Annotated in this window: 25 protein-coding genes; 17 read left to right on the top strand and 8 right to left on the bottom strand. The window is 46.0% G+C overall.

Going from position 1 to position 26,321, the window contains the following annotated elements; all coding sequences use genetic code 11:
* Positions 1-30 precede the first annotated feature (30 nt).
* Positions 31-1,407: an envelope stress sensor histidine kinase CpxA gene (gene cpxA, locus HGT71_RS13200; protein ID WP_214218193.1), complete on the bottom strand. Its 1,377-nt coding sequence runs from the start codon at positions 1,405-1,407 to the stop codon at positions 31-33.
* Positions 1,404-2,102: an envelope stress response regulator transcription factor CpxR gene (cpxR, locus tag HGT71_RS13205; protein WP_048913000.1), complete on the bottom strand. Its 699-nt coding sequence runs from the start codon at positions 2,100-2,102 to the stop codon at positions 1,404-1,406. The genes cpxA and cpxR overlap by 4 nt, the downstream gene beginning before the upstream one ends.
* 151 nt (positions 2,103-2,253) lie before the next feature.
* Here cpxR and cpxP point away from each other — a divergent pair, with 151 nt between their 5' ends.
* The 11 genes from cpxP to HGT71_RS13260 all read left to right on the top strand — a co-directional run bounded on the left by cpxP (position 2,254) and on the right by HGT71_RS13260 (position 12,990).
* Positions 2,254-2,718 carry a cell-envelope stress modulator CpxP gene (gene cpxP / locus HGT71_RS13210; RefSeq protein ID WP_214218194.1) on the top strand — a complete coding sequence of 155 codons (465 nt, stop codon included), beginning with the start codon at positions 2,254-2,256 and terminating at the stop codon, positions 2,716-2,718.
* Positions 2,719-2,991: 273 nt separating this feature from the next.
* Positions 2,992-4,035 (top strand): phosphate ABC transporter substrate-binding protein PstS, encoded by a 1,044-nt coding sequence (gene pstS / locus HGT71_RS13215; RefSeq protein WP_214218195.1) that lies wholly within the window; start codon positions 2,992-2,994, stop codon positions 4,033-4,035.
* 71 nt (positions 4,036-4,106) lie between these two features.
* Positions 4,107-5,069, top strand: coding sequence for a phosphate ABC transporter permease PstC (gene pstC / locus HGT71_RS13220; RefSeq protein ID WP_214218196.1), 963 nt, complete (start codon positions 4,107-4,109; stop codon positions 5,067-5,069).
* On the top strand, positions 5,066-5,950 hold the full coding sequence (gene pstA / locus HGT71_RS13225; RefSeq protein WP_214218197.1) for a phosphate ABC transporter permease PstA: 885 nt from the start codon (positions 5,066-5,068) through the stop codon (positions 5,948-5,950). Before pstC ends, pstA begins: the two co-directional genes overlap by 4 nt.
* A 26-nt stretch (positions 5,951-5,976) precedes the next feature.
* Positions 5,977-6,750 carry a phosphate ABC transporter ATP-binding protein PstB gene (pstB, locus tag HGT71_RS13230; protein ID WP_214218273.1) on the top strand — a complete coding sequence of 258 codons (774 nt, stop codon included), beginning with the start codon at positions 5,977-5,979 and terminating at the stop codon, positions 6,748-6,750.
* 50 nt (positions 6,751-6,800) lie between these two features.
* Complete coding sequence (gene phoU, locus HGT71_RS13235; protein WP_214218198.1) at positions 6,801-7,520, top strand: phosphate signaling complex protein PhoU; 720 nt, start codon at positions 6,801-6,803, stop codon at positions 7,518-7,520.
* Between the two features lie 277 nt (positions 7,521-7,797).
* The gene (locus tag HGT71_RS13240; RefSeq protein WP_214218199.1) at positions 7,798-8,019 is read left to right on the top strand and encodes a hypothetical protein; all 222 of its coding nucleotides are present in this window, start codon (positions 7,798-7,800) and stop codon (positions 8,017-8,019) included.
* 95 nt (positions 8,020-8,114) lie between these two features.
* Positions 8,115-9,407, top strand: a complete 1,293-nt coding sequence (locus HGT71_RS13245; protein ID WP_214218200.1) for an HlyD family secretion protein — start codon at positions 8,115-8,117, stop codon at positions 9,405-9,407.
* The gene (locus HGT71_RS13250) at positions 9,400-11,514 is read left to right on the top strand and encodes a peptidase domain-containing ABC transporter (RefSeq protein ID WP_214218201.1); all 2,115 of its coding nucleotides are present in this window, start codon (positions 9,400-9,402) and stop codon (positions 11,512-11,514) included. The genes HGT71_RS13245 and HGT71_RS13250 overlap by 8 nt, the downstream gene beginning before the upstream one ends.
* A gap of 91 nt (positions 11,515-11,605) precedes the next feature.
* The gene (locus HGT71_RS13255) at positions 11,606-12,061 is read left to right on the top strand and encodes an NfeD family protein (RefSeq protein WP_214218202.1); all 456 of its coding nucleotides are present in this window, start codon (positions 11,606-11,608) and stop codon (positions 12,059-12,061) included.
* The gene (locus tag HGT71_RS13260) at positions 12,058-12,990 is read left to right on the top strand and encodes an SPFH domain-containing protein (RefSeq protein ID WP_210395099.1); all 933 of its coding nucleotides are present in this window, start codon (positions 12,058-12,060) and stop codon (positions 12,988-12,990) included. Before HGT71_RS13255 ends, HGT71_RS13260 begins: the two co-directional genes overlap by 4 nt.
* Positions 12,991-13,025: 35 nt before the next feature.
* Here the strand turns inward: HGT71_RS13260 and mnmE are convergent, their stop codons facing one another.
* The 5 genes from mnmE to rpmH all read right to left on the bottom strand — a co-directional run bounded on the left by mnmE (position 13,026) and on the right by rpmH (position 16,837).
* Positions 13,026-14,390: a tRNA uridine-5-carboxymethylaminomethyl(34) synthesis GTPase MnmE gene (gene mnmE / locus HGT71_RS13265; protein WP_214218203.1), complete on the bottom strand. Its 1,365-nt coding sequence runs from the start codon at positions 14,388-14,390 to the stop codon at positions 13,026-13,028.
* A 74-nt stretch (positions 14,391-14,464) separates the two neighbouring features.
* Positions 14,465-16,099: a membrane protein insertase YidC gene (yidC, locus tag HGT71_RS13270; RefSeq protein ID WP_099823169.1), complete on the bottom strand. Its 1,635-nt coding sequence runs from the start codon at positions 16,097-16,099 to the stop codon at positions 14,465-14,467.
* 2 nt (positions 16,100-16,101) lie between these two features.
* Complete coding sequence (yidD, locus tag HGT71_RS13275) at positions 16,102-16,359, bottom strand: membrane protein insertion efficiency factor YidD (RefSeq protein WP_099823171.1); 258 nt, start codon at positions 16,357-16,359, stop codon at positions 16,102-16,104.
* Entirely contained in the window at positions 16,323-16,682 is a 360-nt protein-coding gene (gene rnpA, locus HGT71_RS13280) for a ribonuclease P protein component (protein ID WP_092677275.1), read from the bottom strand. The genes yidD and rnpA overlap by 37 nt, the downstream gene beginning before the upstream one ends.
* A gap of 14 nt (positions 16,683-16,696) precedes the next feature.
* Positions 16,697-16,837 (bottom strand): 50S ribosomal protein L34, encoded by a 141-nt coding sequence (gene rpmH, locus HGT71_RS13285; RefSeq protein WP_000831330.1) that lies wholly within the window; start codon positions 16,835-16,837, stop codon positions 16,697-16,699.
* 543 nt (positions 16,838-17,380) lie between these two features.
* Here rpmH and dnaA point away from each other — a divergent pair.
* The 6 genes from dnaA to HGT71_RS13315 all read left to right on the top strand — a co-directional run bounded on the left by dnaA (position 17,381) and on the right by HGT71_RS13315 (position 25,913).
* On the top strand, positions 17,381-18,784 hold the full coding sequence (gene dnaA / locus HGT71_RS13290; RefSeq protein WP_214218204.1) for a chromosomal replication initiator protein DnaA: 1,404 nt from the start codon (positions 17,381-17,383) through the stop codon (positions 18,782-18,784).
* Between the two features lie 4 nt (positions 18,785-18,788).
* The gene (gene dnaN / locus HGT71_RS13295; protein WP_214218205.1) at positions 18,789-19,889 is read left to right on the top strand and encodes a DNA polymerase III subunit beta; all 1,101 of its coding nucleotides are present in this window, start codon (positions 18,789-18,791) and stop codon (positions 19,887-19,889) included.
* A gap of 43 nt (positions 19,890-19,932) precedes the next feature.
* Positions 19,933-21,021, top strand: coding sequence for a DNA replication/repair protein RecF (gene recF / locus HGT71_RS13300; protein ID WP_214218206.1), 1,089 nt, complete (start codon positions 19,933-19,935; stop codon positions 21,019-21,021).
* Between the two features lie 13 nt (positions 21,022-21,034).
* On the top strand, positions 21,035-23,443 hold the full coding sequence (gene gyrB / locus HGT71_RS13305) for a DNA topoisomerase (ATP-hydrolyzing) subunit B (RefSeq protein ID WP_214218207.1): 2,409 nt from the start codon (positions 21,035-21,037) through the stop codon (positions 23,441-23,443).
* A 114-nt stretch (positions 23,444-23,557) separates the two neighbouring features.
* Positions 23,558-24,367, top strand: coding sequence for a sugar-phosphatase (gene yidA, locus HGT71_RS13310; protein ID WP_214218208.1), 810 nt, complete (start codon positions 23,558-23,560; stop codon positions 24,365-24,367).
* A gap of 271 nt (positions 24,368-24,638) precedes the next feature.
* Positions 24,639-25,913, top strand: a complete 1,275-nt coding sequence (locus HGT71_RS13315) for a DUF3748 domain-containing protein (RefSeq protein WP_214218209.1) — start codon at positions 24,639-24,641, stop codon at positions 25,911-25,913.
* On the opposite strand, the gene HGT71_RS13320 is transcribed toward HGT71_RS13315, so the two are convergent.
* Complete coding sequence (locus HGT71_RS13320) at positions 25,891-26,241, bottom strand: YceK/YidQ family lipoprotein (protein ID WP_214218210.1); 351 nt, start codon at positions 26,239-26,241, stop codon at positions 25,891-25,893. The two genes, HGT71_RS13315 and HGT71_RS13320, sit on opposite strands and share 23 nt — an antisense overlap.
* Positions 26,242-26,321: the final 80 nt, after the last annotated feature.

The following is a 26,321-nucleotide window of genomic DNA, read 5'->3' on the forward strand; positions in this document are numbered from 1 at the left end:
CTCCCTTTTCGAGAGCCGCAGCATAGCAAATTATTGTTTCGCTGAGTATAACGGAAGCCAGATAGTTAACCGTAAGCCGCCGAGTGGGCTATCTTCAGCTTTGACATGCCCGTGATGCTGTTGAATAACCGTGTCGACAATCGCTAAGCCGAGTCCCGTTCCGCCGGAGGCACGGTCACGCGCTTCATCCGTTCGATAGAAAGGACGGAAGATTTGTTCACGATCGTGTGGGTCGACCCCAGGGCCATCATCATCAACATGTAAGGTTAAGCCCGTTCTATCCACAGAGAAGCTGATACTGATGGCTGAGTGAGAATAACGCAGGGCATTACGGATAATATTTTCGACCGCACTTTCTAAAGCGTGTGGATTACCATACAGAGGCCAAGCGCCAGGTGGATAAGGGATGTCCATTTTCTTACCCATTTGCTCCGCTTCGAAGCGTGCATCGTCAATAACATCTTTCCATAATTGGTTGGCTCTTAACACTTCACTAATTAAAGCATTTTTATGCTGAGTGCGTGAAAGGTCGAGCAGATCGTTAATCATTCCGTCTAAGCGCTGCGCCTCAGTTTCAATACGCTCCAATTCTTTACTTTCGCCAGCACGGCGACGTAACAATGCCGTCGAGAGTTGTAAACGAGTGAGAGGAGTACGCAATTCATGGCTAATATCAGACAGTAAGCGATGCTGCCCTTTGATAAGACGTTCAAGCGCACTGACCATCTGATTGAAGCTGGCCCCCGCCGCTAAGAACTCTTGGGGACCGGATTCCAGCTCAGGATGCTGGCGCAGGTTGCCGCTGGCCACTTCATCGGCAGCATATTTGAGCTTACGTGCAGGTTTGGCGAGGCTCCATGCCAGCCACAGCAATAAGGGCGTACTGATTAACATGGTGACGAGAAGGAGTAACCAAGGGCGGTCAAACAGTAGGTTCACGAAGTCGAGCTGTGAACTACTGGCTGGACGGATCATGTACAATTGATAATTATCTTCCCCATCCTCAATAGAGAATGGGCCAGCCATCTCTTGTCGACCATATTTTTTCTTTTGAGGGTGATCGGCGTTGTCTGACTGCCCGATAAAATTCCGAATAATTTGCATTTCATTATGGCGTGCACCGATAACCCGTCCCTCAGAGGTAACAAGTAAGAGGTGCTGACCCGGTGGGGCCCATTTATCGATTGCTCGATAGAGACGTCGCCACCACATCAGGTCATTGGGAGGATCTTGTCGTAGCTCGGCTTCAATATGTTGCTCAACCATTGCTCCCTCGCGATATTCGCTTGGGAGTAGAGAGGTGATTTGCCGTGAGTCGAGCTTAGGCACCATGAGGACAAGCATCAGCACGAGCGCCAAGGTTAACCAGAAAATCGCAAAGATACGGGTAGTCAGACTGGCAATCATGTTGCAGAGACCATTAGGTAGCCACGGCCACGAAGGGTTTTAAACCAAGGATGCCCATCACGACGTTCAGGAAGCTTTCTGCGTAGATTAGAGATATGCATATCGATCGCGCGGTCAAAAGGCGTCAAGCGTTTACCCAGTACCTCTTGGCTAAGGTGCTCGCGAGAGACAACTTGACCGAGATGTTGAGCTAATAGATAGAGTAAAGTGAATTCGGTTCCCGTCAGTTCCAGAGATTCATTATCGAAACTGGCCTCTTGGCGTCCAGGATTCAGACGTAATTCATCGACCTTGAGGGTAGGGGAATTACTTTCTTGAACTTGTTGCTGCTCGCTCCAATTTGAACGACGTAATATGGCACGGATCCGCGCAACTAATTCACGGTCATTAAAAGGTTTCGGCAGGTAATCATCGGCACCAAGTTCTAATCCAAGCACGCGGTCCAGCTCGCTCCCTCTCGCTGTCAGCATAATGACTGGCGTTTGATGTTGTTGGCGGAGTTCTTTTAATGTATCAAGACCATTTTTCTTAGGCATCATGACATCTAAAAGTAATAGGTCGATGCTGCTGTCCATCAAGGATAACGCTTGCTCGCCATCACCCGCGACGGTTACATCAAAACCTTCCATTTCTAGTAATTCTTTTAACAGTGAAGTTAGTTCACGGTCATCATCAACGAGTAAAATTTTATTCATGATCTTTCCTCTTCGGCAGCAAAAATACCTTGTTCCATGGTAACGTGTTTATCACTTTACTTAGTTTTACACCCCCTGACGGATGTTTGCAGCAACTCGCTTAGACTACCCCCCAATGCTTCAAACAACAACTGCTACGAGGAACAGTGAAATGCGTCATCTTTGTGCTCTCGCGATATCCTCTTTATTTATGGTTTCTACGGGGTACGCCCAAAACGTCGAAACGGCACGTAAAGATCAGATTGACCAGCCTTGCACAACAAATGATAGCCTGACACAACGTATCCAATCACATATGTTCGATGGTATCGAACTGAGTGAGTCGCAGCGTCAAAGAATGCGGGACCTGACCGATCAATTTCGTTTTCGCCACTCCACTACGGATATCGGCGATTTGAAGGCGATGCAGAAATTAACATTGTCCCCTGATTTTGATGAGACAGCTGTTCGCAATCAAGCGCAAAAAATTGCAGACGAGCAAGTTAAGTTCCAAGTTGAAATGGCCCATGTACGTAATCAAATCTACGGATTATTAACGTCAAGCCAGAAAAAGCAAGTCCAGCAGAATTATGAATATCGTATAGATAAATTATGCGATATCAAAGAATTACAGTGAGCATGCCGTGTTGACTGTAAGGTAGTACCAGTAGTATGTCATACCTTTTTCCTTGCCATAGACACCATCCCTGTCTTCCCCCTCAGTCATGAGGGGTTTTTTTTATCCTCACTATCTTCGCTAGCGGCTGTATCTTGCCTACGCCTACACTCTTACCAATAACCTTCGTTGTCATATTTCTGTCATAAAACTGACATCTGCGTGTCATTGAATTGACCTAATTTAACGGGAACACACCTTTGGTTGTAATTGAATCGGTCTTTTGGAGAGAGTATGAAATTCAAGCGTAAGATGGCGACTCACCTCACAGCAGTTACCTTAGCAATGACTACCGTTTCGGCCTTCGCCGCAACTGATCTTACTGGCGCTGGTGGTACTTTCCCTGCACCGGTATATTCTCGTTGGGCAGCAGATTACTATAAAGCCAATGGGAGTAAAGTGAACTATCAAGGGATCGGCTCATCAGGCGGGGTAAAACAAATCATCGCTAAGACCGTTGACTTTGGTGCGTCTGATGCGCCAATGAGCGCAGCTGACTTAGAAAAAAATGGTCTGTTCCAATTTCCTACCGTTATTGGTGGCGTCGTCCTTGCCGTAAACTTACCGGGTATTAAATCTGGGCAACTGATTTTGGATGGCAAAACAACAGGTGATATCTATTTAGGGAAAATCACTCGCTGGAATGACCCTGCCATCGTAGCTTTAAACCCTGGCTTAACCCTACCGGCAACGAATATTAATGTTGTTCGCCGTGCCGATGGCTCAGGAACCTCTTTTGTATTCACCAGCTACTTGGCGAAAGTTAACCAAGAATGGAATAGTAAAATTGGTAAAGGAAACACGGTTAATTGGCCGGTTGGTCTAGGCGGTAAGGGTAACGATGGCGTAGCAGCCTTTGTACAGCGTCTGCCAGGCTCGATTGGTTATGTTGAATGTGCCTACGCCAAACAAAATAACCTTACCTATACCAAATTGGTTGATGCCTCAGGAAAAGCCATTGCGCCGAATGAGCAATCGTTCAGCGATGCTGCAAAAGGGGCAAATTGGCAGCAGAGCTTTGCACAAGACCTGACCTACCAAGCGGGTGATAATGCTTGGCCAATCTCGTCAACCACCTATGTTCTCGTCTACAAAAAACCGACTAATGTGGATAAAGCTAAAGCTGTTTTACAGTTTTTCGATTATGGTTATCAACAGGGTGCGAAAACCGCTAATAGCCTAGATTACGCAGCACTCCCTGCATCGGTCGTGACACTTGTCCGTGATGCATGGAAAAAGACTATTACGACTGAGGAAGGTAAAGCAATTTATCCTTAATTCTCGCCGCGCGTCACTTATTTATTTTCAGGGCAGCTTGCTGCCCTGTCATCTATCTACTCGAGAATGTTATGGTACAACATCGGTCGTCCTTTAAGGCACCCAGCAAATACGGCGATGTGATCTTCAGCCTTTTGGTAAAAGTCGTCGCCTTAATTGTCCTCCTTATGCTAGGTGGCATAATTGTTTCCCTGATGATTTCATCATGGCCGAGTATCCATCAGTTTGGTTTCTCGTTCTTAGGGACCAAAACATGGGATGCACCGAACGAACAATTCGGCGCACTGGTGCCTATCTACGGCACATTGGTCACTTCAGCGATAGCATTGCTGATTGCGGTTCCGGTCAGTTTTGGGATTGCATTATTTCTGACTGAACTCTCACCAGCTTGGTTAAGACGTCCACTTGGTACAGCCATTGAGCTCTTAGCGGCAATACCCAGTATTGTCTATGGGATGTGGGGGTTATTTGTATTTGCACCGCTATTTGCCGAATATTTTCAAACACCGGTTGGCGACTTATTATCCAGTGTACCGATTTTGGGGAGTTTATTCTCCGGTCCGGCATTTGGTATTGGGATATTGGCCGCAGGAATTATTTTGGCCGTAATGATCATTCCTTACATTGCTTCCGTGATGCGTGACGTATTTGAACAGACGCCGGTCATGATGAAAGAGTCCGCTTATGGCATCGGCTGTACAACTTGGGAAGTCATTTGGCGCATCGTGTTACCTTTCACCAAAAATGGAGTTATCGGTGGCGTGATGTTAGGCCTTGGCCGCGCATTGGGTGAGACAATGGCCGTTACCTTTATTATTGGTAACACCTATCAGCTCGATAGTGCCTCGCTCTACATGCCAGGCAATAGTATTACCTCAGCTTTAGCGAACGAATTTGCCGAAGCAGGATCGGGCTTACATATTTCAGCCTTAATGGAGCTTGGCTTAATTCTTTTCGTTATTACCTTTATTGTATTAGCGATCTCGCGTCTTATGGTTATGCGTCTTGCTAAAAAAGAAGGGGCACGCGGATGAGTGATTACTTACCAAGTTATACCGCTCAAGAAATCACCGAGCGTACTAAGTGTCAGACAAGACGCCGGGTAAAAAACTATATTGCCTTAACCTTATCACTCTTAACCATGGCATTTGGCTTGTTCTGGTTGCTATGGATTTTATGGACCACCGTCAGTAAAGGTATTGATGGCTTATCCTGGGATCTATTTACCCAAGATACACCGCCGCCAAACACCGATGGGGGAGGCTTAGCGAACGCCTTGGCGGGGAGTGGTCTACTCATTCTGTGGTCAACGGTGTTAGGGACACCTTTAGGGATCCTCGCGGGTATTTATCTTGCGGAATACGGTCGTAAGAGTTGGTTGGCGGAAGTCATTCGCTTTATTAACGATATTTTACTCTCGGCTCCATCGATAGTGATCGGATTATTCGTTTACACCCTTGTGGTGAGTCGTATGCAGCACTTCTCCGGTTGGGCAGGTGTCTTTGCATTAGCGCTATTACAAATCCCGATCGTGATTCGTACGACAGAAAATATGATCAAACTGGTGCCCGATAGTTTACGTGAAGCCGCTTACGCATTAGGTACACCAAAGTGGCGGATGATTCTTTCCATCACCTTAAAAGCTTCACTTTCCGGGATTATGACCGGTGTATTACTGGCGATAGCTCGTATTGCTGGGGAAACAGCTCCGCTGCTTTTCACCGCACTATCGAATCAGTTCTGGAGTACCGATATGAGCCAGCCATTGGCGAACTTACCGGTGACTATTTTTAAATTTGCCATGAGTCCTTTTGCACAGTGGCAAAGCTTGGCTTGGGCGGGGGTATTGGTGATTACCTTATGTGTACTCGTCCTCAATATTTTAGCGCGCATGATTTTCGTCAAGCGTAAGTGATAAGAGAAAGAGAGATAATGATGACGATGGCGAAAGTAAACCCAGCCGCAAGTAAAATAGAAGTGCGTGATTTAAACTTTTACTACGGAAAATTTCATGCACTGAAAAATATTAATTTAGAAATTGCTCGTAATAAGGTGACCTCCTTTATCGGTCCATCAGGATGTGGCAAATCGACGCTTTTAAGAACCTTCAACAAAATGTTCCAGCTTTATCCCGAGCAGCGAGCAGAGGGGGAAATCTTACTGGATGGCGAAAATATCTTACAATCATCACAAGATATTGCGTTATTGCGAGCGAAAATCGGTATGGTTTTCCAGAAACCGACACCCTTTCCTATGTCGATTTACGATAACATCGCATTCGGCGTACGTTTATTTGAGAAGCTTTCTCGTGCCGAGATGGACGAACGTGTGCAGTGGGCATTAACTAAAGCCGCGTTATGGACAGAGACTAAAGATAAACTCCACCAGAGCGGTTACAGTCTCTCGGGCGGCCAGCAACAACGTCTGTGTATTGCCAGAGGCATTGCCATTCGGCCTGAAATCCTGCTACTTGATGAGCCTTGTTCGGCATTGGATCCTATCTCAACCGGTAGGATTGAAGAACTGATCACTGAGTTAAAACAAGATTACACCTTGGTGATTGTCACGCATAACATGCAGCAAGCAGCACGTTGCTCTGACCATACTGCCTTTATGTATTTGGGTGAGTTGGTTGAGTTTAGTGATACAGACACGCTGTTTACGACACCGGCTAAAAAACAAACTGAAGATTACATTACTGGGCGCTATGGCTGATACAGAGAGCATAAACCTTAATTAATCTATTTCAGTGTGTGGAGAGTGATATGGATACTTTAAATCTTAATAAGCATATTTCGGCCCAATTCAATGCCGAACTTGAGCATATCCGTACTCAAGTTATGATTATGGGTGGGTTGGTCGAACAGCAGCTAACGGATGCGATTACCGCATTACACAATATGGATAGCGAGTTAGCGCGCAGAGTCATTGCCGATGACCAAAAAGTGAATCGTATGGAAGTGGAGATCGATGAACATTGTGTCAAAATCATTGCGAAAAGACAGCCTACAGCCAGTGATTTACGGTTAGTGATGGCTATTACTAAAACGATATCTGAACTTGAACGTATTGGTGATGTAGCAGAAAAAATTAGTCGTACAGCATTGGAGAAATTTAGCCAACAACATCAACCGCTATTGATTAGTCTTGAGTCCTTTGGGCAGCACTCTGTTGAAATGCTGCATGAGGTACTGGATGCATTCGCCCGGATGGACCTAGAGGCGGCGATTGAGATTTACCGTGCGGATAAGAAGTTAGACCAAGAGTACGAAGGGATCATCCGTCAGTTAATGACCTACATGATGGAAGATCCCCGAACGATACCCAGTGTCTTAACTGCGCTATTTTGCGCTCGTTCGATTGAACGCATAGGTGACCGCTGCCAAAATATTTGTGAGATAATCTTCTACTTTGTCAAAGGTCAAGACGTCCGCCATCTTGATGGTGATAAGTTAGATCAATTCCTAACCAATAATATCAATTAAAAAAATCCTAAATATTGGAACCAGTATCGGTTAATAACTGATACTGGTTTTTTTTTAAACTCGACAAACGCAATTGTTTCTTAACCTCAAGGAAAATAAAATGAGGCTAGCGATATATTCCCTAGTATTTATTTTCCCAATAAACGGATTTTTACCTTTCTTGTGAAAATATATCATTGTAAGCCATAGTAACACTCGTTAACCTTACCGCTGTCAACATAATCAATAATCTATTGTTGATAAATAATTAGAAATTAATCTTATTAAGGAAGGTCTTGTGAAAGAATTAAATAGCGTACAAATGGAAAGTGTTTCTGGAGCAGGTGCATTCGCTAACGCCTTCGGAACCGTAGGAACTGTCTTTGGTAGCGTCGCTCAATTAGTTGGCTGGAAAAATGCTAAAGCGAATGCTGGCAACATGGCAAAAAATGCGGGTTTGGTTATTGACTCTGCAATTGGTACAGTAACATCCTTTTTCAAACTTGTTTTCAGAAAGTAATGTAATTTAATTAGAAAGCAAAGGGATTTTAAAAAATCTCTTTGCTTTTTTTATGATACACCCTATCGCCATTCGGCACTACATCAAAAAATTATATGAAAGATAATGAGCTATTCAGAAAGGAAGCACTTTATCACCAGCGCTATCATTGGCTTGGTAAAGCATTGCTGTTAAAAGGAATACCGCTCTGGGTAGTGGTCACCTGTACTATCACTTTTATCACAATTACTTTCGTCGCATTAATCAAAGGCGAATACACTAGACGAGTTAATGTCAGAGGTGAAATTTTTTCACAACAACAAACAGTCACTATCCTGGCACCACAGCAAGGTATCATTGCTAAGAGTTATGTCGAGATTGGCGAAACCGTAAAAAAAGGTGTCCCGATTTACGCACTGGATATTAGCCGAGATACACAATCCGGGAATTTAAGTGAAAATTCTAAGCTAAGTATTCATCAACAGATTTCGCTTACAAAAGATATAATTAAAAAATTAAACGAAAATAAAAAAAATAATATCGAAAAATTAACTCAACAACTGATTGAGTATAAGCAATCTTATGACAACACTAAGCAACTTGTTGGAAACTCCTTACATGGACTTAATGAAATGAAGGAGAGCATGAAGAACTATGATGAATATTTGAAGAGAGGCTTAATCAGTAAAGAACAATCTTATAATCAACGCTATCTCTTTTATCAGCAACAGTCGTCTTGGCAAAATATGAATAGTCAGCTAATCCAAGAAAATTTGCAGATTATTAATCTAGAAAGTGAAATAAACAGCACGTCGGCAGATTTTGATAATCGTATCTCGGAATATGAACTTAAACTCAGTGAGTTCAATCGGATGCTCGCAGAGGTAGACGCGAACGATCAGTTAATTATCACTTCGCCTGTAACGGGGAAGATTGAAAACTTAGCCTTCACAGAGGGACAAATGTTCAGCTTGGGTGATAGCTTAGTGCAAATTTTACCGGGCGAGAAACAGCATTATCAATTGATGTTGTGGTTACCGAACCACAGTGTGCCGTTTGTGCGCCCCGGCGATAAAGTGAATATTCGCTACGATGCTTATCCTTACGAAAAATTTGGTCAGTTTTCGGGTGAAATTATCTCTTTATCACGTGTCCCAGCGACCGAAAGTGAAATGCTGAGCTATAAAGGCAGCTCTCCAGTGACTGCGCAACAGCCGAAGGAAGCCTACTACAAGACGGTTGTTGCATTGAGTGATCAAGTCCTTCATTTCGATGATCGAAGTCTACCTATAGGTAATGGTATGTCGGCAGAAGTGACGTTATTTCTTGAGAAGCGTCCGCTTTATCAATGGATTCTTTCACCTTATTACGATATCAAACGTAGTCTAGGAGGGCCGGTTAATGGATGAGGTCCGTCACCTTTTTAGTCGAGTATGTCAGCAGCTCCAGTTCAGTTTTTTTAGAAAAGTGCCGCAAGTTCTTCAGACCGAGGCTGCTGAATGTGGGCTTGCCTGTATCGTTATGGTTTGTCGTTATTTTGGGATGAATATTGATTTACTCAATTTACGTCAAAAGTTTGGCCTCTCTACACAGGGGGCGACCTTAGCAACACTGGTGCATATAGGCAGTCAGTTAAATCTACAAACACGGGCATTATCTCTGGATTTAGACGAAATCAGGCAGCTTAGACGGCCTTGTCTACTGCATTGGGATATGAGCCATTTTGTGGTACTGGTGAAAGCGGGTAGGAATAAATTTACGATTCACGACCCGGCATTTGGGCGGCGAGTGGTGAGCTTACAGGAGATGTCGCAGCATTTTACCGGGATTGCGTTAGAGCTCTGGCCTGATAGTGAATTTAAACCTATCAAAGCACGTTCGCGCATCAGTTTTTTGAGCTTACTGAAGAATATTTCAGGTCTACCTGGTGTGCTCGCTAAAATCTTTGCATTAACGATCTTAGTGGAAGCCGTAAATATAGCGATCCCAATTGGAACCCAGTTGGTGATGGACCACGTGATTATCGCGAGAGACCGAGATCTTTTGACGCTGATCTGTCTAGGCTTAGTAAGCTTTATCTTATTCCGCACTTTTATCAGTATGCTACGAAGTTGGACGTCGTTAGTGATGCAGTCGCTCATCGATGTGCAATGGAAAACCGGCCTGATGGATCATTTATTACGTTTGCCATTGAGTTACTTTGAAAAACGTAAACTGGGCGATATTCAATCTCGGTTTGGATCGCTCGCCACCATACGTGAAACGCTGACGTCGAGCATTATCTCGGGCACTATTGATCTCCTAATGGTGATTAGTGTTTCGATAATGATGTTTATGTATGGCGGATGGTTATATTTCGTCGTATTGGCCTTCACTCTCCTTTATGTCATCTTACGTTTAGCGACCTATCACCGCTATCGACAGGCCCAAGAAGAGCAGATCGTCAAAGATGCGCGTGCCAGTTCGCATTTTATGGAAACCTTGTATGGCATCGCCACACTGAAGGTCTTAGGATTAAATAAAACGCGGTCACGCTATTGGCTTAACCTCAATATCGAAACGACCAATGCCGTGATTCGTATGACGCGTTTAGATATGCTCTTTGGGGGAGTTAACTCGCTTATCAGTACGTTGGATCAAGTACTGATACTTTGGCTAGGTGCATCGATGGTTATCGATGGCCACATGACCTTAGGGATGTTTGTTGCGTTTAATGCTTACCGCGGACAATTCTCTGAACGTGCATCGGCCATTGTCGATATGGTACTCGAGCTCAGGATGCTCAGCCTGCATAACGAAAGGGTGGCGGATATTGTTTACCAAGAGCCGGAATCTCAACTGAGTGCAAAACGGTTATGTCAGCACAACGAGGCGGCGAGATTTGATGTGGAAAATATCAGTTATCAATACGATAAATTAACGCTACCGGTCCTTTCGCATTGTTCCTTCAATATTGAGCGCGGAGAAAGCGTTGCCATTGTTGGGCCGTCTGGAGTAGGGAAGACCACGTTGATGAAGTTAATGTGCGGCTTACTGACACCGGACAGTGGCACTATTCGTTTTAATGGACTCGATATTACTCAAGTGGGGCTAAATAACTTTCGAGACGTGATTGCTTGTGTACTTCAAGAGGATAAATTATTTGCGGGATCTATCGCTGAAAATATTATGGGATTCGGCGAAGACAATGATCGTGAACGTATCATTGAATGTGCGAACCTAGCCAATTTGCATGAGGAAATTATTAGCATGCCGATGGGCTATGAAACCTTGGTCAGTGAGCTCGGTGGCAGCCTATCGGGGGGGCAAAAACAACGTCTACTGATTGCTCGTGCACTCTATCGCAGACCTGCCATCCTCTTTTTAGATGAAGCGACCAGTCATTTGGATCTAGAGAACGAATCTGCGGTAAATGCTGCAATTCGATCATTAAATATAACAAGGATCTTTATTGCGCATCGCCCGTCGACGATCGCCACTGCCGATCGCATCATTGATCTAACCCCACAAACTTAACGCGATTGAATGTAAAGTTTGTATGGATGTTGGCCTGTCTATCTGAATAAAAGGTATGATTCGAAGAATCATCATTTATAAGGAATTGTCGATGGGCTTCTATTGGATATGGCTCGGTGTTGCCGCAATTTTTGCGATAATCGAATTTTGTACCGTGACCTTCTTTGGACTGTGGATGGCAATTGCTGCATTGGTTCCAGCAATTGCCTCCTACTTTTTTCCTCATCTTTCCGTGGTCATGCAACTCTTAATTTGGGCACTCTCTTCACTGGTTTGTGCCTTTATCTGGGTGAAATGGATCAGAAGCAAACCTATCGTACATATTGAAAGCGCAATAGTGGGTAGTGAAGGTATCCTGGCTGAGGCCCTCGAACCGGGAAAAGTCGGTACCTTACTCCTTAGCCGTCCAATTCAAGGTAAGCAGGAGTGGATGTGTTGTAGTGATCATTCGCTAGCAAGGCAAACCCGTGTGACTGCCATTGCAATAACTGAAAACGATATCGTCGAAGTACAAGCCAGTTCATCATTAAAAGAGGGAATCAAATGATCATCACCCCGGGAATTATCGTCGCTATTCTACTTGTTGTACTGGTTATAGTGACCTTTTTAAAATGTGTACGAATAGTGCCTCAAGCTGACCAATGGATTGTCGAGCGTCTAGGGAAATATCATACGACGTTGAATCCTGGCCTGAATATCCTTATCCCCTTTATTGATGCGGTAGCCTACCGGATGTCAGCAAAAGACCAGATGTTCGAAGTAAAGGGTATTGAAGGGATTACTCGCGACAATGCCACCGTAGGAGTAAACGCTATTTGTTTTATCCGTATCGCCGATCCGGCAAAGGCGGCTTATGGTGTCGATAGCTACAGTGCAGCCGTGCAGAATTTAGTGATGACGACTATACGTAATGCGGTAGGGGGGATGAATCTTGATGACACCTTATCTAATCGTGACCAATTAGCGGTTACGTTGCGCGCGAATATGGAAGAGCAGATGAGCGACTGGGGGCTAATCCTTAAGGCTGTCGATATTCAAGATATTACCCCTTCTGAGTCAATGCGTAAGTCGATGGAGCAGCAAGCGGCGGCAGAACGTGAACGTAAAGCAACTGAAACTCGCGCTGAAGGTAATAAAAATGCCGCTATCCGTGAAGCTGAAGGTAAGAAGCAAGCGATGATCTTAGAAGCGGAAGCGAAATTAGAGTCGTCGAGAAGAGAAGCCGAGGCGCTGGAAACCTTAGCGGAAGGGCAACGTAAAGCAACGTCACAGCTTTCACAAGCCCTAGCGGAAACAGGTGGCGAGAAAGCGATGACCTTCCAATTAGCCAATAACTATGTCACATCATTATCGACCTTGGCCGCAAGCGATAATAGTAAAGTCGTTGCTATCCCTGCAGACCTTGCGCAATCAGTCGGTGGATTACTGAACGCGGGCGTATTGATGGGTGTTAGCCAAGAGACGAAGACACATTGATAGGGTGGGCACAGCATCACTGTGCCCATTTATGACTATTTACCGATACAGAAACTGGAAAAAATCCTGCCAAGTAGATCATCGGATGTAAATTCACCGGTAATCTCGCTTAACGCACTTTGCGCCACTCGCAGTTCTTCTGCTAAGAGCTCCCCTGCACGCGCATCCACGAGTTGTGCTTTTCCTTGTTGTAGGTGAGTACCTGCTAACTCTAAAGCCTCAAGGTGTCGGCGTCTTGCAATAAAGCCCCCTTCAGTATTTCCAGCAAAGCCCATGCTTTGTTTCAGATGATCGCGTAAGGCATCAATCCCTGACCCTTCGCGAGCGGAAAGGCGAATAAGAAGGTTACCGTTCTCTTCAGAAAGTCCAGCGGTCTCTCCGGTAATATCCGCTTTATTTCTGACGACAATCACGGGGATAGACGTAGGCAGGCGAGCGATAAAATCAGGCCAGATCGCAGCCGCATCGGTGGCTTCAGTAGTCGTGCTATCCACCATAAATAAGACGCAGTCAGCTTGGTCTATCTCCTGCCAGGCCCGCTCGATACCAATACGCTCGACTTCATCACTCGCCTCGCGTAACCCCGCGGTATCAATAATGTGTAATGGCATCCCATCGATGTGGATATGTTCGCGTAAGACGTCACGGGTGGTTCCCGCGATATCGGTAACGATAGCGGCCTCTCTACCGGCAAGGGCATTGAGTAAACTTGATTTACCCGCATTCGGACGACCGGCAATAACGACCTTCATACCTTCGCGTAATAAACTGCCTTGGCGAGCCTCTTGGCGGACCGCATTTAAGTCACTCATCACGGTGTTGAGCTGTGCCTCTATTTTACCGTCAGAGAGAAAATCGATCTCTTCATCAGGAAAATCAATCGCTGCTTCAACATAAATACGAAGATGAGTGAGTGCTTCCACAAGGTGGTTAACGCGCGCGGAAAACGCGCCTTGTAAAGAATTCACGGCGGAGCGGGCGGCTTGCTCTGAACTGGCATCGATCAAGTCAGCAATAGCCTCGGCTTGCGCTAAGTCGAGCTTATCGTTAAGGAATGCGCGCTCTGAGAACTCCCCCGGTTTAGCAATACGTACGGTATTGGTTGCCAAGATACGTTTAAGCAATAGGTCGAGAATAACCGGTCCGCCATGGCCTTGAAGTTCCAGTACATCCTCGCCCGTAAAGGAGTGTGGATTTGGAAACCATAGAGCGATGCCTTGATCGAGCACGGCCCCGTCGGCATCGTTGAATGCAAGGTACTCTGCGGTGCGAGGTTTAGGCAATTTCCCTAATAAAGCCTGAGCAACGTCGGCGGCTGCTGGGCCTGATATTCTCAATATCCCAACACCGCCACGGCCGGGAGGGGTTGCTTGGGCGACGATCGTATCGTTGTGGCTCATGTTATTCTCTCTAGCATAAAAAAAGGCGGTCATAATGACCGCCTAAGTATAACGCGATTTAGCGTATTACGGGATTAGCCTTTTTTCTTACGGCTATGTAATCCACGCTTTTCTAATCCACGATAAATCAGCTGTTGTTGCAGGATCGTCACGAGGTTGCTGACGATGTAGTACAGCACCAGACCTGATGGGAACCATAAGAAGAAGACGGTAAAGATGACAGGCATAAATGTCATAATCTTCTGCTGCATTGGATCCGTAACGGTTGTTGGAGACATCTTCTGAATGAAGAACATCGTCACACCCATTAAGATTGGCAGAATATAGTACGGGTCCTGTGCACTTAAGTCGTGAATCCATAATGCAAAAGGAGCATGACGTAATTCAATCGATCCCATCAGCATATAGTAAAGTGCTAAGAAGATTGGCATCTGGATTAACAGAGGAAGACATCCACCCAGCGGGTTAACTTTCTCTGCTTTATACAGCGCCATCATTTCTTGGCTAACACGTTGCTTATCTTCACCGTGACGCTCACGCATCGCTTGGATTTTAGGCTGCAGCATACGCATCTTAGCCATTGACGTGTACTGTGCTTTCGTCAATGGATACATGATACCGCGAACGATGAACGTAATGACGATAATGGAGAAGCCCCAGTTGCCAATAAAGCTATGCAGGAATTTCAGCAGCTTAAATAGCGGTTGAGAGATAAACCATAACCAGCCGTAATCAACGGTCAAGTCTAAGTGTGGTGCGGCAGCAGCCATTTGGTCTTGAATTTCAGGACCTACCCACAGCGTTGCTTTTAAGTCTTGTTGCTGACCCGCCGCAACGGTAACAGGAGTTGATTTGTACCCCACAGCGGCTAAGTTATCGCTTAACTTCGTGGTGTAGAAAGTATTATTCCCGGCAGTATGAGGGATCCATGCAGTAGCGAAGTATTGCTGTAACATTGCCACCCAACCATTGCTGGTGGTGGTGTTCAGGTTCTTATCTTCAGCAATTGTATCGAACTTATATTTTTCATACTTCTCATCATTTGTGGAATATGCTGCACCACGGAAAGTATGTAAAGCGAAGTTACTGCTACCGGTATCACGTGCTTTAGGCAGAGTGATGGTTTGCTTTAATTGCCCAAACATTGCTAACGACAGAGGCTGTTGAGTCACGTTATTCACGTTATAATCAACATTCACCGCATATCCGCCACGCTTGAATACAAATGTCTTGGTATAGACAACGCCATCGGCTGCTGTCCAAGTCATCGGTACACGCAGTTCAGACTGACCGTCCGCTAACGTATAGCTATCTTGCGTCGCGTTGAACAGAGGACGTGTCGCATTACTATCCGGTGCGTTTTGTCCAATCAATCCACTTTGGGCTTGATAAACAAAGTCAGGAGCAGTTTCAAGTAATTGGAACGGAGTTGTGGAGCCTAACTTATCAGGGTACGCCAGCAGTTTGGCTTGTTCAATGTCCCCACCACGAGTATTAATCTGTAGAGATAATACATCGGTGGTAACGGTAATCGTTTTACCTTGTCCACTAGTGTTAGCCTGATTTGCGGCATCACCCGCAGGCGTGTTCGTATTCTGTGTAGTCTGCTGTGCTTGAGGCTGCGGATTGTGATCCGTATGCCATGTTTGCCAGACCATAAAGGAGACGAACAGAAAAGCGATGAAAAAAAGATTGCGTTGCGAATCCATCGTTAGTTTTCTCTGGTTTCAGTGTTTTTCGGCGGCACAGGGTCTTCACCACCCGGATGTAAAGGATGGCATTTTAATACGCGTTTAATCGTTAACCAACTCCCCTTTGCTACGCCAAAACGCCGTAATGCTTCAATGCCGTAATGAGAACAACTGGGAGTAAAACGGCAATGTGGCCCAAGGAGCGGACTTATTAACCGTTGATAAACACGTATTAAAGCAATCAGGAGCCGCGTGCTAGGCGACAATGACGACGCCATAATTTCTCCAACACTTCCGTAAATGACTGATTATCCAGCTCCGCGATCCCTTTTTTTGCTACGATCACAAAATCCATCGCGGGCAATTCATGTTGACGCAGACGAAAACTTTCCCGAGTTAAGCGTTTAATTCGGTTACGTTCATGTGCACGTTTGACATGTTTTTTGGCGACAGTGAGACCGATGCGGGGATGCCCCAGCGAATTTTGGCGGCCGAGAATGGTGATTTGCGGCATGCCAGCCCGTTGTGGTTGCTGGAAGACGAAAGTGAAATGAGCGGGAGTTAACAAACGTAACTCCCTAGGAAATGCGAGCTTAACCACTAGGGCTAGCTTTATTACTTAGAAACGGTCAGACGAGCACGGCCTTTAGCACGACGACGTGCTAGAACCTGACGACCATTTTTAGTAGCCATACGAGCACGGAAGCCGTGAGAACGGTTACGCTTCAGTACAGATGGTTGAAAAGTGCGTTTCATGGCGATTTCTACCTAAACTTGAAAATGTTCACTTGGTGATGCGTTATAAGGCCAGTAAAACGACCAACGCCTCGGTATATTTTATCAAAGAGGCGGGATTGTAATAATTGTACAGCCCGGAGTCAATTTACTTCGCTGATTATCATACGCCTATTCTCTATAAGAGAAGCTTTTTACGTCAGGAAAAACGTAACACCCCTAAAATAGAATCGGCAAGATTATACTTGCTTCACGCTAAAGCGCAAGGATCGTTCTGGATCCTCGCTAGAAAGCTGATCGATAGCTTAAGCTTATTTTTGCCATAGAGAACACAACTATTGGAAAAGCCTGTGGATAAAATGGGTAAAATCGGTGTAGAAAAGCAAGATCTCTGGCTCACTTTGCGTTATGATCCACGGTTCCGCAAGCGATCCCTTGTCGTGTACACGGCGTTATTCGGGGAAAACATCGCTGCTGACGTATCTACGCTTATATATATAAAACATATTTATCAATATCTTAGCGCCATTTCTTGTCTTACTTTTTGTATGAGTGGAGTCCGCCGTGTCACTTACGCTTTGGCAACAGTGCCTTACCCGTCTGCAGGATGAGCTTCCTGCCACTGAATTCAGTATGTGGATCAGACCTCTTCAAGCTGAGTTAAGCGACAACATTTTGGCTCTGTATGCACCCAACCGTTTTGTTTTAGATTGGGTTCGCGATAAGTACATCAATAATATTAATGCTCTGCTCAATGAATTTTGTGGGGCCAATGTCCCACAGTTACGTTTCGAAGTCGGCGCTAAACCGGCCAGTGCTCAAACGGTGACTACCGTGCCAGCGGTCGAGAAAATACCGGCGGCAACAGTGGCGGCACAGCCAGTAGTGAATAATGATAACCGCCGCCCCAGCTGGGACAGTGTGCCCGCTCCTGTCGACGTGGCGTACCGCTCGAACGTGAATAATCGTCATAACTTTGACAACTTCGTTGAAGGTAAATCAAACCAACTCGCTCGCGCTGCTGCGCGTCAAGTCGCGGATAATCCCGGCGGCGCTTATAACCCTTTGTTTCTTTACGGAGGAACAGGTTTAGGTAAAACGCACTTATTACATGCGGTAGGCAACGGTATTATGGCCCATAAGCCGAACGCTAAAGTGGTCTACATGCATTCCGAGCGGTTTGTACAAGATATGGTGAAAGCGCTTCAGAATAATGCGATTGAAGAGTTCAAACGTTACTATCGTTCGGTTGATGCATTATTAATCGATGACATTCAATTTTTTGCCAATAAAGAGCGCTCTCAAGAAGAGTTTTTTCATACCTTTAATGCATTGTTAGAGGGTAATCAGCAAATTATTTTAACCTCAGATCGTTATCCTAAAGAGATTAATGGTGTTGAAGATCGCTTAAAATCGCGGTTTGGTTGGGGATTAACGGTTGCGATTGAACCGCCAGAACTTGAAACCCGTGTGGCTATCTTAATGAAAAAAGCGGATGAGAATAATATTCGCCTTCCGGGTGAAGTCGCTTTCTTTATTGCAAAACGTCTACGTTCAAATGTGCGTGAGTTGGAAGGGGCATTAAACCGTGTGATTGCTAATGCAAACTTTACCGGTCGGGCGATTACCATCGACTTTGTCCGAGAAGCATTACGCGATTTATTAGCGCTACAAGAAAAGTTAGTCACGATCGATAATATTCAGAAAACAGTGGCTGAATACTATAAAATTAAAGTTGCCGATTTGCTGTCTAAGCGTCGATCGCGCTCAGTCGCAAGACCTCGTCAAATGGCGATGGCGATGGCAAAAGAATTAACTAACCACAGCTTACCTGAAATCGGGGACGCTTTTGGTGGGCGCGATCATACGACGGTATTACATGCTTGTCGTAAGATCGAACAGTTACGTGAAGAAAGTCATGATATCAAAGAAGACTTTTCTAATTTAATCAGAACATTATCCTCTTGATGCTATGAAATTTATTGTAGAACGTGAGCATCTGCTCAAACCATTACAGCAAGTCAGCAGCCCTCTAGGTGGAAGACCTACTCTGCCTATTTTAGGGAATATTTTACTGCAAGTGACAGAGAACTGCTTATCTCTGACCGGCACCGATCTCGAAATGGAGATGATTGCTCGCGTTGCATTAACCCAAGCGCATGAAGTCGGTGCAACGACTGTGCCTGCCCGCAAGTTTCTCGATATTTGTCGTGGGCTGCCGGAAGGGGCCGAGATACATGTCACTCTAGATGGTGACCGTATTTTAGTGCGTTCTGGACGAAGCCGCTTCTCGCTTTCTACTTTACCAGCGGGAGACTTTCCTAATCTCGATGATTGGCAAAGTGATGTGGAGTTCACCTTACCGCATGCCACGCTAAAACGCTTGATTGATGCTACACAGTTCTCGATGGCTCATCAGGATGTGCGCTACTACTTGAACGGTATGCTGTTTGAAACCGAAGGTGAAGAACTTCGTACCGTATCAACCGACGGTCACCGACTCGCCGTCTGTGCCATGTCAGTGGGACAATCCTTACCCCACCATTCAGTCATCGTTCCTCGTAAAGGCGTGACCGAACTGGTGCGGTTACTCGATGGTAGCGAAACGCCATTACAGGTCCAGATTGGCAGTAATAATATTCGCGCGCATGTTGGCGACTATATTTTCACCTCCAAGTTAGTCGATGGTCGTTTCCCTGATTACCGTCGCGTGCTTCCGAAAAATCCTGATAAGACATTACAATCAGGCTGCGATGTGCTTAAACAAGCCTTTGCGCGCGCGGCTATCCTTTCCAACGAGAAATTCCGTGGAGTACGGCTGTTTATTACGCAGAACCAACTGCGCATTACCGCGAACAATCCTGAGCAGGAAGAAGCCGAAGAGATTTTAGATGTCGACTACCAGGGCAGTGATCTGGAAATCGGCTTCAACGTCAGTTACGTGTTAGACGTGTTAAACGCGCTCAAATGCGAAAACGTCCGTCTGCTGTTGACCGATTCTGTATCCAGTGTCCAGATCGAAGATGTTGCGAGTCCCCATGCAGCCTACGTTGTTATGCCAATGCGGCTCTAGAGGGTGCTGAGCAAGATAGACTTGCTAATCACCGGTTACCCTTATGTCTATTAATCGATTAATGATAAAAGACTTCCGCAATATCGACCAAGCGGAGCTCGCCCCGGCCGCGGGGTTTAATTATTTGATAGGCGAAAACGGTAGCGGTAAAACCAGTGTTTTAGAGGCTATCTATACCCTCGGTCATGGTCGTGCATTTCGTAGCGTGCAGACCGCGAGAGTTATTCGTCATGATATGCCCGAATTCGTCTTACACTGTCGACTAGCGGGCGATCAATACCAGCAAACCTTGGGATTAAGTAAAGATCGCGCAGGCACGACCAAGGTAAGAATCGATGGGACAGACGGTCATCGCGTTGCCGATCTTGCACAGTTACTTCCGATGCAGCTCATCACCCCAGAAGGCTTCACCTTACTGACTGGGGGGCCTAAATTTCGACGGGCTTACATTGATTGGGGCTGCTTTCATCGCTATCCAGGATTTTTTACCGCCTGGAATGATTATCGGCGATTGATCAAACAGCGTAATGCCGCGTTAAGGCAAGTGAGTCGTTACCAACAATTACGCCCTTGGGATCAACTGATGGTTCCCTTAGCCGAGCAGATTAGCGCTTGGCGTGCTGAATATAGCCAGCAAATTGCCCTTGAAATTCAGAAAACCTGTCAGCAGTTTTTACCCGAATTTGCTCTGCAATTTTCCTACCTGCGTGGGTGGGATAAAGAGAGCGATTATGCAGAACTACTCGAACGCCAGTTCGAACGTGACCGAGGGTTGACCTATACCTCATCAGGGCCGCATAAAGCGGATTTTCGGATCCGTGCGCATGCAACACCTGTCGAAGATTTGTTGTCTCGAGGTCAGTTAAAATTACTTATGTGTGCACTGCGGTTGGCCCAAGGCGAATTCCTTACCCAACAAAGTGGTCGCCGTTGTATTTACCTAATCGATGATTTTGCCTCTGAGCTTGATGACTCACGTCGGCACCTCTTAGCCGAGCGTTTAAAAGCCACACAAGCACAAGTTTTCGTTAGCGCAATTAATTTTGATCATGTTATCGACATGAATGACGAAAAGGGCAAGATGTTCAGCGTAGAAAAGGGTAAAATAACCGTTCAATCTTCAGAAAAATGAGTGAGAAACGTTGATGTCGAATTCTTATGACTCCTCAAGTATTAAAGTTCTAAAAGGACTTGATGCGGTACGTAAACGCCCAGGCATGTATATTGGTGATACCGATGATGGTACTGGGTTGCATCACATGGTATTCGAGGTTGTGGATAACGCCATCGACGAAGCCCTCGCGGGTCACTGTAGTGAAATTACAGTCACCATTCATGCTGACAACTCTGTCTCCGTACAAGATGATGGACGGGGAATTCCAACGGGGATCCACCCAGAGGAAGGTGTCTCCGCTGCCGAAGTCATCATGACAGTCCTGCATGCGGGCGGAAAATTTGATGATAACTCCTATAAAGTCTCAGGGGGGTTACATGGCGTAGGCGTTTCAGTGGTAAATGCCTTATCCGCGAAATTAGAGCTAACGATCCGCCGCGATAATAAAGTTCACCAACAAACCTACGTGCATGGTGTACCACAAGGGCCGTTGACCGTTATCGGTGAAACGGATTCGACGGGTACGCAGGTAAGATTTTGGCCAAGCTACGAAACTTTTACCAATGTCACGACTTTCGAATACGAGATTTTGGCTAAGCGCTTACGTGAGCTTTCATTTCTAAACTCCGGTGTTTCCATTCGTCTTGAAGATAAGCGTGATGATAAATCTGATCATTACCACTATGAAGGCGGTATTAAAGCATTCGTTGAGTACTTGAATAAAAATAAGACACCTATCCATCCTAATGTTTTCTATTTCTCAACTGAAAAAGACGGTATCGGTGTTGAAGTTTCTCTGCAATGGAATGATGGATTCCAAGAGAATATTTACTGCTTTACCAACAACATCCCACAACGCGATGGCGGGACTCACCTAGCCGGATTCCGTGCGGCGATGACGCGTACACTTAACGCGTACATGGACAAAGAAGGGTACAGCAAAAAGGCGAAAGTCAGTGCGACAGGTGACGATGCGCGTGAAGGATTAATTGCGGTCGTATCAGTGAAGGTTCCGGATCCGAAGTTCTCCTCGCAAACTAAAGACAAATTGGTCTCTTCAGAAGTGAAGTCTGCCGTTGAACAGCAAATGAACGAGTTGCTGGCGGAATATCTACTCGAAAATCCAGGTGATGCAAAGATCGTCGTGGGTAAAATTATCGATGCAGCTCGGGCGCGTGAAGCCGCTCGTCGTGCACGCGAAATGACCCGTCGGAAAGGTGCATTAGATCTCGCCGGGCTTCCTGGCAAATTGGCTGATTGCCAAGAAAGAGATCCTGCGCATTCTGAAATCTACCTAGTGGAGGGTGACTCTGCGGGGGGATCGGCGAAGCAAGGGCGTAACCGTAAAAACCAAGCGATTCTTCCGTTGAAAGGTAAAATCCTTAACGTTGAGAAAGCGCGTTTCGATAAAATGCTCTCTTCGCAAGAAGTCGCAACGCTTATCACTGCATTAGGCTGTGGTATTGGTCGCGACGAATATAATCCAGATAAGTTACGTTACCATAGCATCATCATCATGACCGATGCGGACGTCGATGGATCACATATTCGTACGCTGCTGCTGACCTTCTTCTATCGTCAAATGCCTGAGCTGATTGAACGCGGTCACGTCTATATTGCTCAACCGCCTTTATTTAAAGTGAAAAAAGGTAAGCAAGAGCAATATATCAAAGACGGTGATGCAATGGACCAATACAACATTGCTATCGCCTTGGATGGCGCTGCCTTATACACGACCACCGGCGCACCTGCCCTACAGGGTGAAGCTCTGGAACAACTTGTGGCGTCATTTATTAGCACAGGCAAAATGATCAAGCGAATGGAACGCCATTATCCGAGCGCACTATTAAACAGCTTGGTCTATAACCCTGCGCTGGTTGAGCTTTCCGATAGCACGCACACTCAGAATTGGGTGGATGGTTTAGTCACTTATTTGACCGACAACGAAGTGAGCGGTAGCACCTATTCAGCGATTCTTCGTGAGAATCGTGAGCTGAATATCCACGAGCCGATCATTCGTGTTCGCACGCATGGTGTTGACACAGATTACACTCTGGACCGTGACTTTATTGAGGGACCCGAGTACCGTAAACTTTCACAACTCGGCCAAGCGCTTAATGGCTTACTTGAAGAAGATGCTTACGTGGAGCGCGGTGAACGTCGCCAACCCGTCGCGACCTTTACTCAAGCGGTTGACTGGTTGATCAAAGAATCCCGTCGTGGGCTTTCCATTCAGCGCTATAAAGGGTTGGGTGAGATGAACCCAGAGCAGTTATGGGAAACTACCATGGATCCTGAAAGCCGTCGTATGTTACGCGTGACCATCAAAGATGCTATCGCGGCGGACCAATTATTCACTACATTAATGGGTGATGCCGTGGAACCTCGCCGTGCCTTTATTGAAGATAACGCCTTAAAAGCGGCCAATATCGATATTTAAGGTTAACGTGCGTGAGCATGCTTTAACGGTAGTCGGAACGGAATAACTGAGCTACTCTGAAAACACCGCCAGCACATTGCAGCGGTGTTTTTTTATTTATGCAGAGGGGTAAACATGGCAGTAAAAATGATTGCACTAGATATGGATGGCACGTTACTCAATCCGCAGCATGAAATCACGGCAGCGGTAAAGTCAGCTATCGAGCAGGCTAAAGCAAAAGGAATACTTGTCGTGCTTGCCTCAGGACGTCCTTACATAGGGATGCAAAAGTACGTTGCTGAGTTAGGGCTTAACGTTCCTGGGCAATATTGTATAAGTTACAATGGCGGCTTGGTCCAGCGCGCGGAAGATGGACACCCTATCCTAGAGACAACGTTAGGGATAGAAGATTATCACTACTTCGAGCAATTATCTCAGCAGCTACAAGTCCACTTTCAAGCGTTGGATAAACAACATCTCTATACGCCTAACCAAGATATTAGCCGTTATACGGTGCATGAATCCGAGATTACAGGGATCCCATTACGTTATCGTAGTGTCGACTCGATGGACGCTGCGCTCCGTTTCCCAAAACTGATGATGGTGGACGAGCCAGAACAATTAGATAAAGCGATCAGCCAGCTGCCTACTGGTCTGCATGATCGTTATACGTTAGTGAAGAGTGCTAACCACTATCTTGAGATCCTGGATAAGCGAGTCAGTAAAGGCAATAGCGTGCGCCACCTTGCCGAACAGCTTGGGATCAATGCTGAAGAAGTCTTAGCGGTGGGTGATCATGAAAACGACCTAACCATGTTAGCGTGGGCCGGCTATGGGGTGGCAATGGGCAATGCTATTGATGCAGTCAAAGAGCAGGCCGCTTACCATACTGCCTCTAATCGTGAGGATGGCGTTGCCAAAGCGATCCAACAGTGGGCGCTATAGGGCGATTACAGAGCGGACAAAATAGTGACAAAAACCGCATTTTTGGGTAATCGTAAAATAGTAACTAGGGTTATTATTAACTTACTCAGTCATTACAGATAATACTGAAGTGACCAAAAATTAGCACTGTGAGCAAGTTGTCTAATAAGTCATTATAATAAGAGCGTTTTATTCCCTGAATGGCTGCCGAAAGGCAGCTTTTTTTTTGCCTAGACGCTGTGCGATGATTACGGCATAGTGCGATGTTGCGTCGATGCCCTAGGAAACCGATATGGATGAAGTACAAGTCACGACTCGCCTACAACATCATCAACTTACCAATGCACAAGTTTGGAGTGCTGACGGTCAAAGCCTCGTTTACGATCTGCGCCCTGCCCAGCATCTTTTTACCAGCAAGAGTGTTGAAAAAATTCAGGTAGAAACGGGGGAGGTCACTGAAATCTATCGGGCATCGCAGGGAGCGCATGTAGGAGTGATTACCGCACATCCGCAAATCAATGACCGCTTTGTTTGTATCCATGGTCCGGAATCCCCTGATGATGAATGGCAATATGATGTTCATCACCGGCGTGGGGCCATTCTCTCCTCAGGGGGCGTTGAAACGTTAGACGCTTGTGATATCACCCCGCCTTTTACCCTTGGGGCGTTACGTGGGGGCAGCCACGTGCATATGTTCAGCCGGGAAGGTGATAGGATTAGTTTCACCTATAATGACCACGTGATGCGTCAACGTGCGATTGAAGAAGATCAGCGCAATGTGGCTATCGCTCTGCCACACCATCCTGTAACCGTATTAAATAAGGTACCTCGAGAGCACGACGGTGCCTATTTCTGCGTAGTCGTCAGTCAAACAACGGGTATACCACAGCCAGGTAGTGATCAAATATCACGGGCCTTCGAGGAAGGTTGGATTGGCGATAGCGGTTATATCAAACACTCAGGGCAGCGGCAGCGCTGGGCATTGGCTTTTATTGGTGAAACCCTTTCTACTGCAGGACACAGCGTCCCAGAAATTTTTATTGTCGACCTTCCAGAAGATTTTAGCGCCTATCAACGTGCTGGCGATTATCCCATTGAGGGTACTGAATACCGTTTACCCGCACCACCGGCTGGAATTAAACAGCGTAGACTCACTTTCAGTGAAGGGAGAGGTGTTGCCTTACAACCGCGACATTGGCTAAGAAGCTCGCCGGATGGCAGTATGATCGCCTTTTTGATGGCAGATATAAACGATGTGATTCAGCTTTGGGTGATTTCGCCTAATGGTGGTGAACCGCAGCAATTAACCACCGGTCGCCATGATGTGCAATCCGCCTTTACTTGGCATCCTTTAGGTAAAGGATTGACCTTTGTCCTAGATAATCAAGTTGTTATTTATGATATCCATTTGGGCACGACCATACCGCTTACCGACAGGACGTCGACCGCACCCTGTGCCGAGGCGGTAGTATGGTCACCGAAAGGCGATAAAATAGCCTTTATGCGCGATGTTGGGGGCTTTAGACAGATCTATGTGGTGAAAACTACTGAATTATATTGGTGTTAGCTTGGGCAAGCGCTTCGTCGGTATGGTTTAGCTTTTCACTGGCCGCGACACGTTCTCTCAGCGAAGAAGGTTCACTGCGGCTGTTGCGGTAATAGTCCCAAGGTAAGATCAGCGTATCGGTGATGGCTGAGAAAGGGTAATCCAGCACGGCTAAAGATTTTATGCCCCATGTCGTTTCGTGACTGCCAATAATTTCGTTATTAGCTTGTGTGCCAAGGTAGTAGCCACGATTATCTCCTGTGTGCGACATAATACTAGAGCAGGCTGTCAGGCTGACTAGGCAGCTCGAAATCATAACAAATTTAGGTAGAGCTTTACGTCTGAGCATGTGTAACTCCTCGATCCATCCATGGTGAAGCAAGTTAAGCAACATCCAATAACGATCTCTATTGTTGCTGCTTAGGCAGT

Source organism: Rosenbergiella epipactidis, from assembly GCF_018494055.1.
In the GTDB taxonomy this organism is placed as follows: domain Bacteria; phylum Pseudomonadota; class Gammaproteobacteria; order Enterobacterales; family Enterobacteriaceae; genus Rosenbergiella; species Rosenbergiella epipactidis.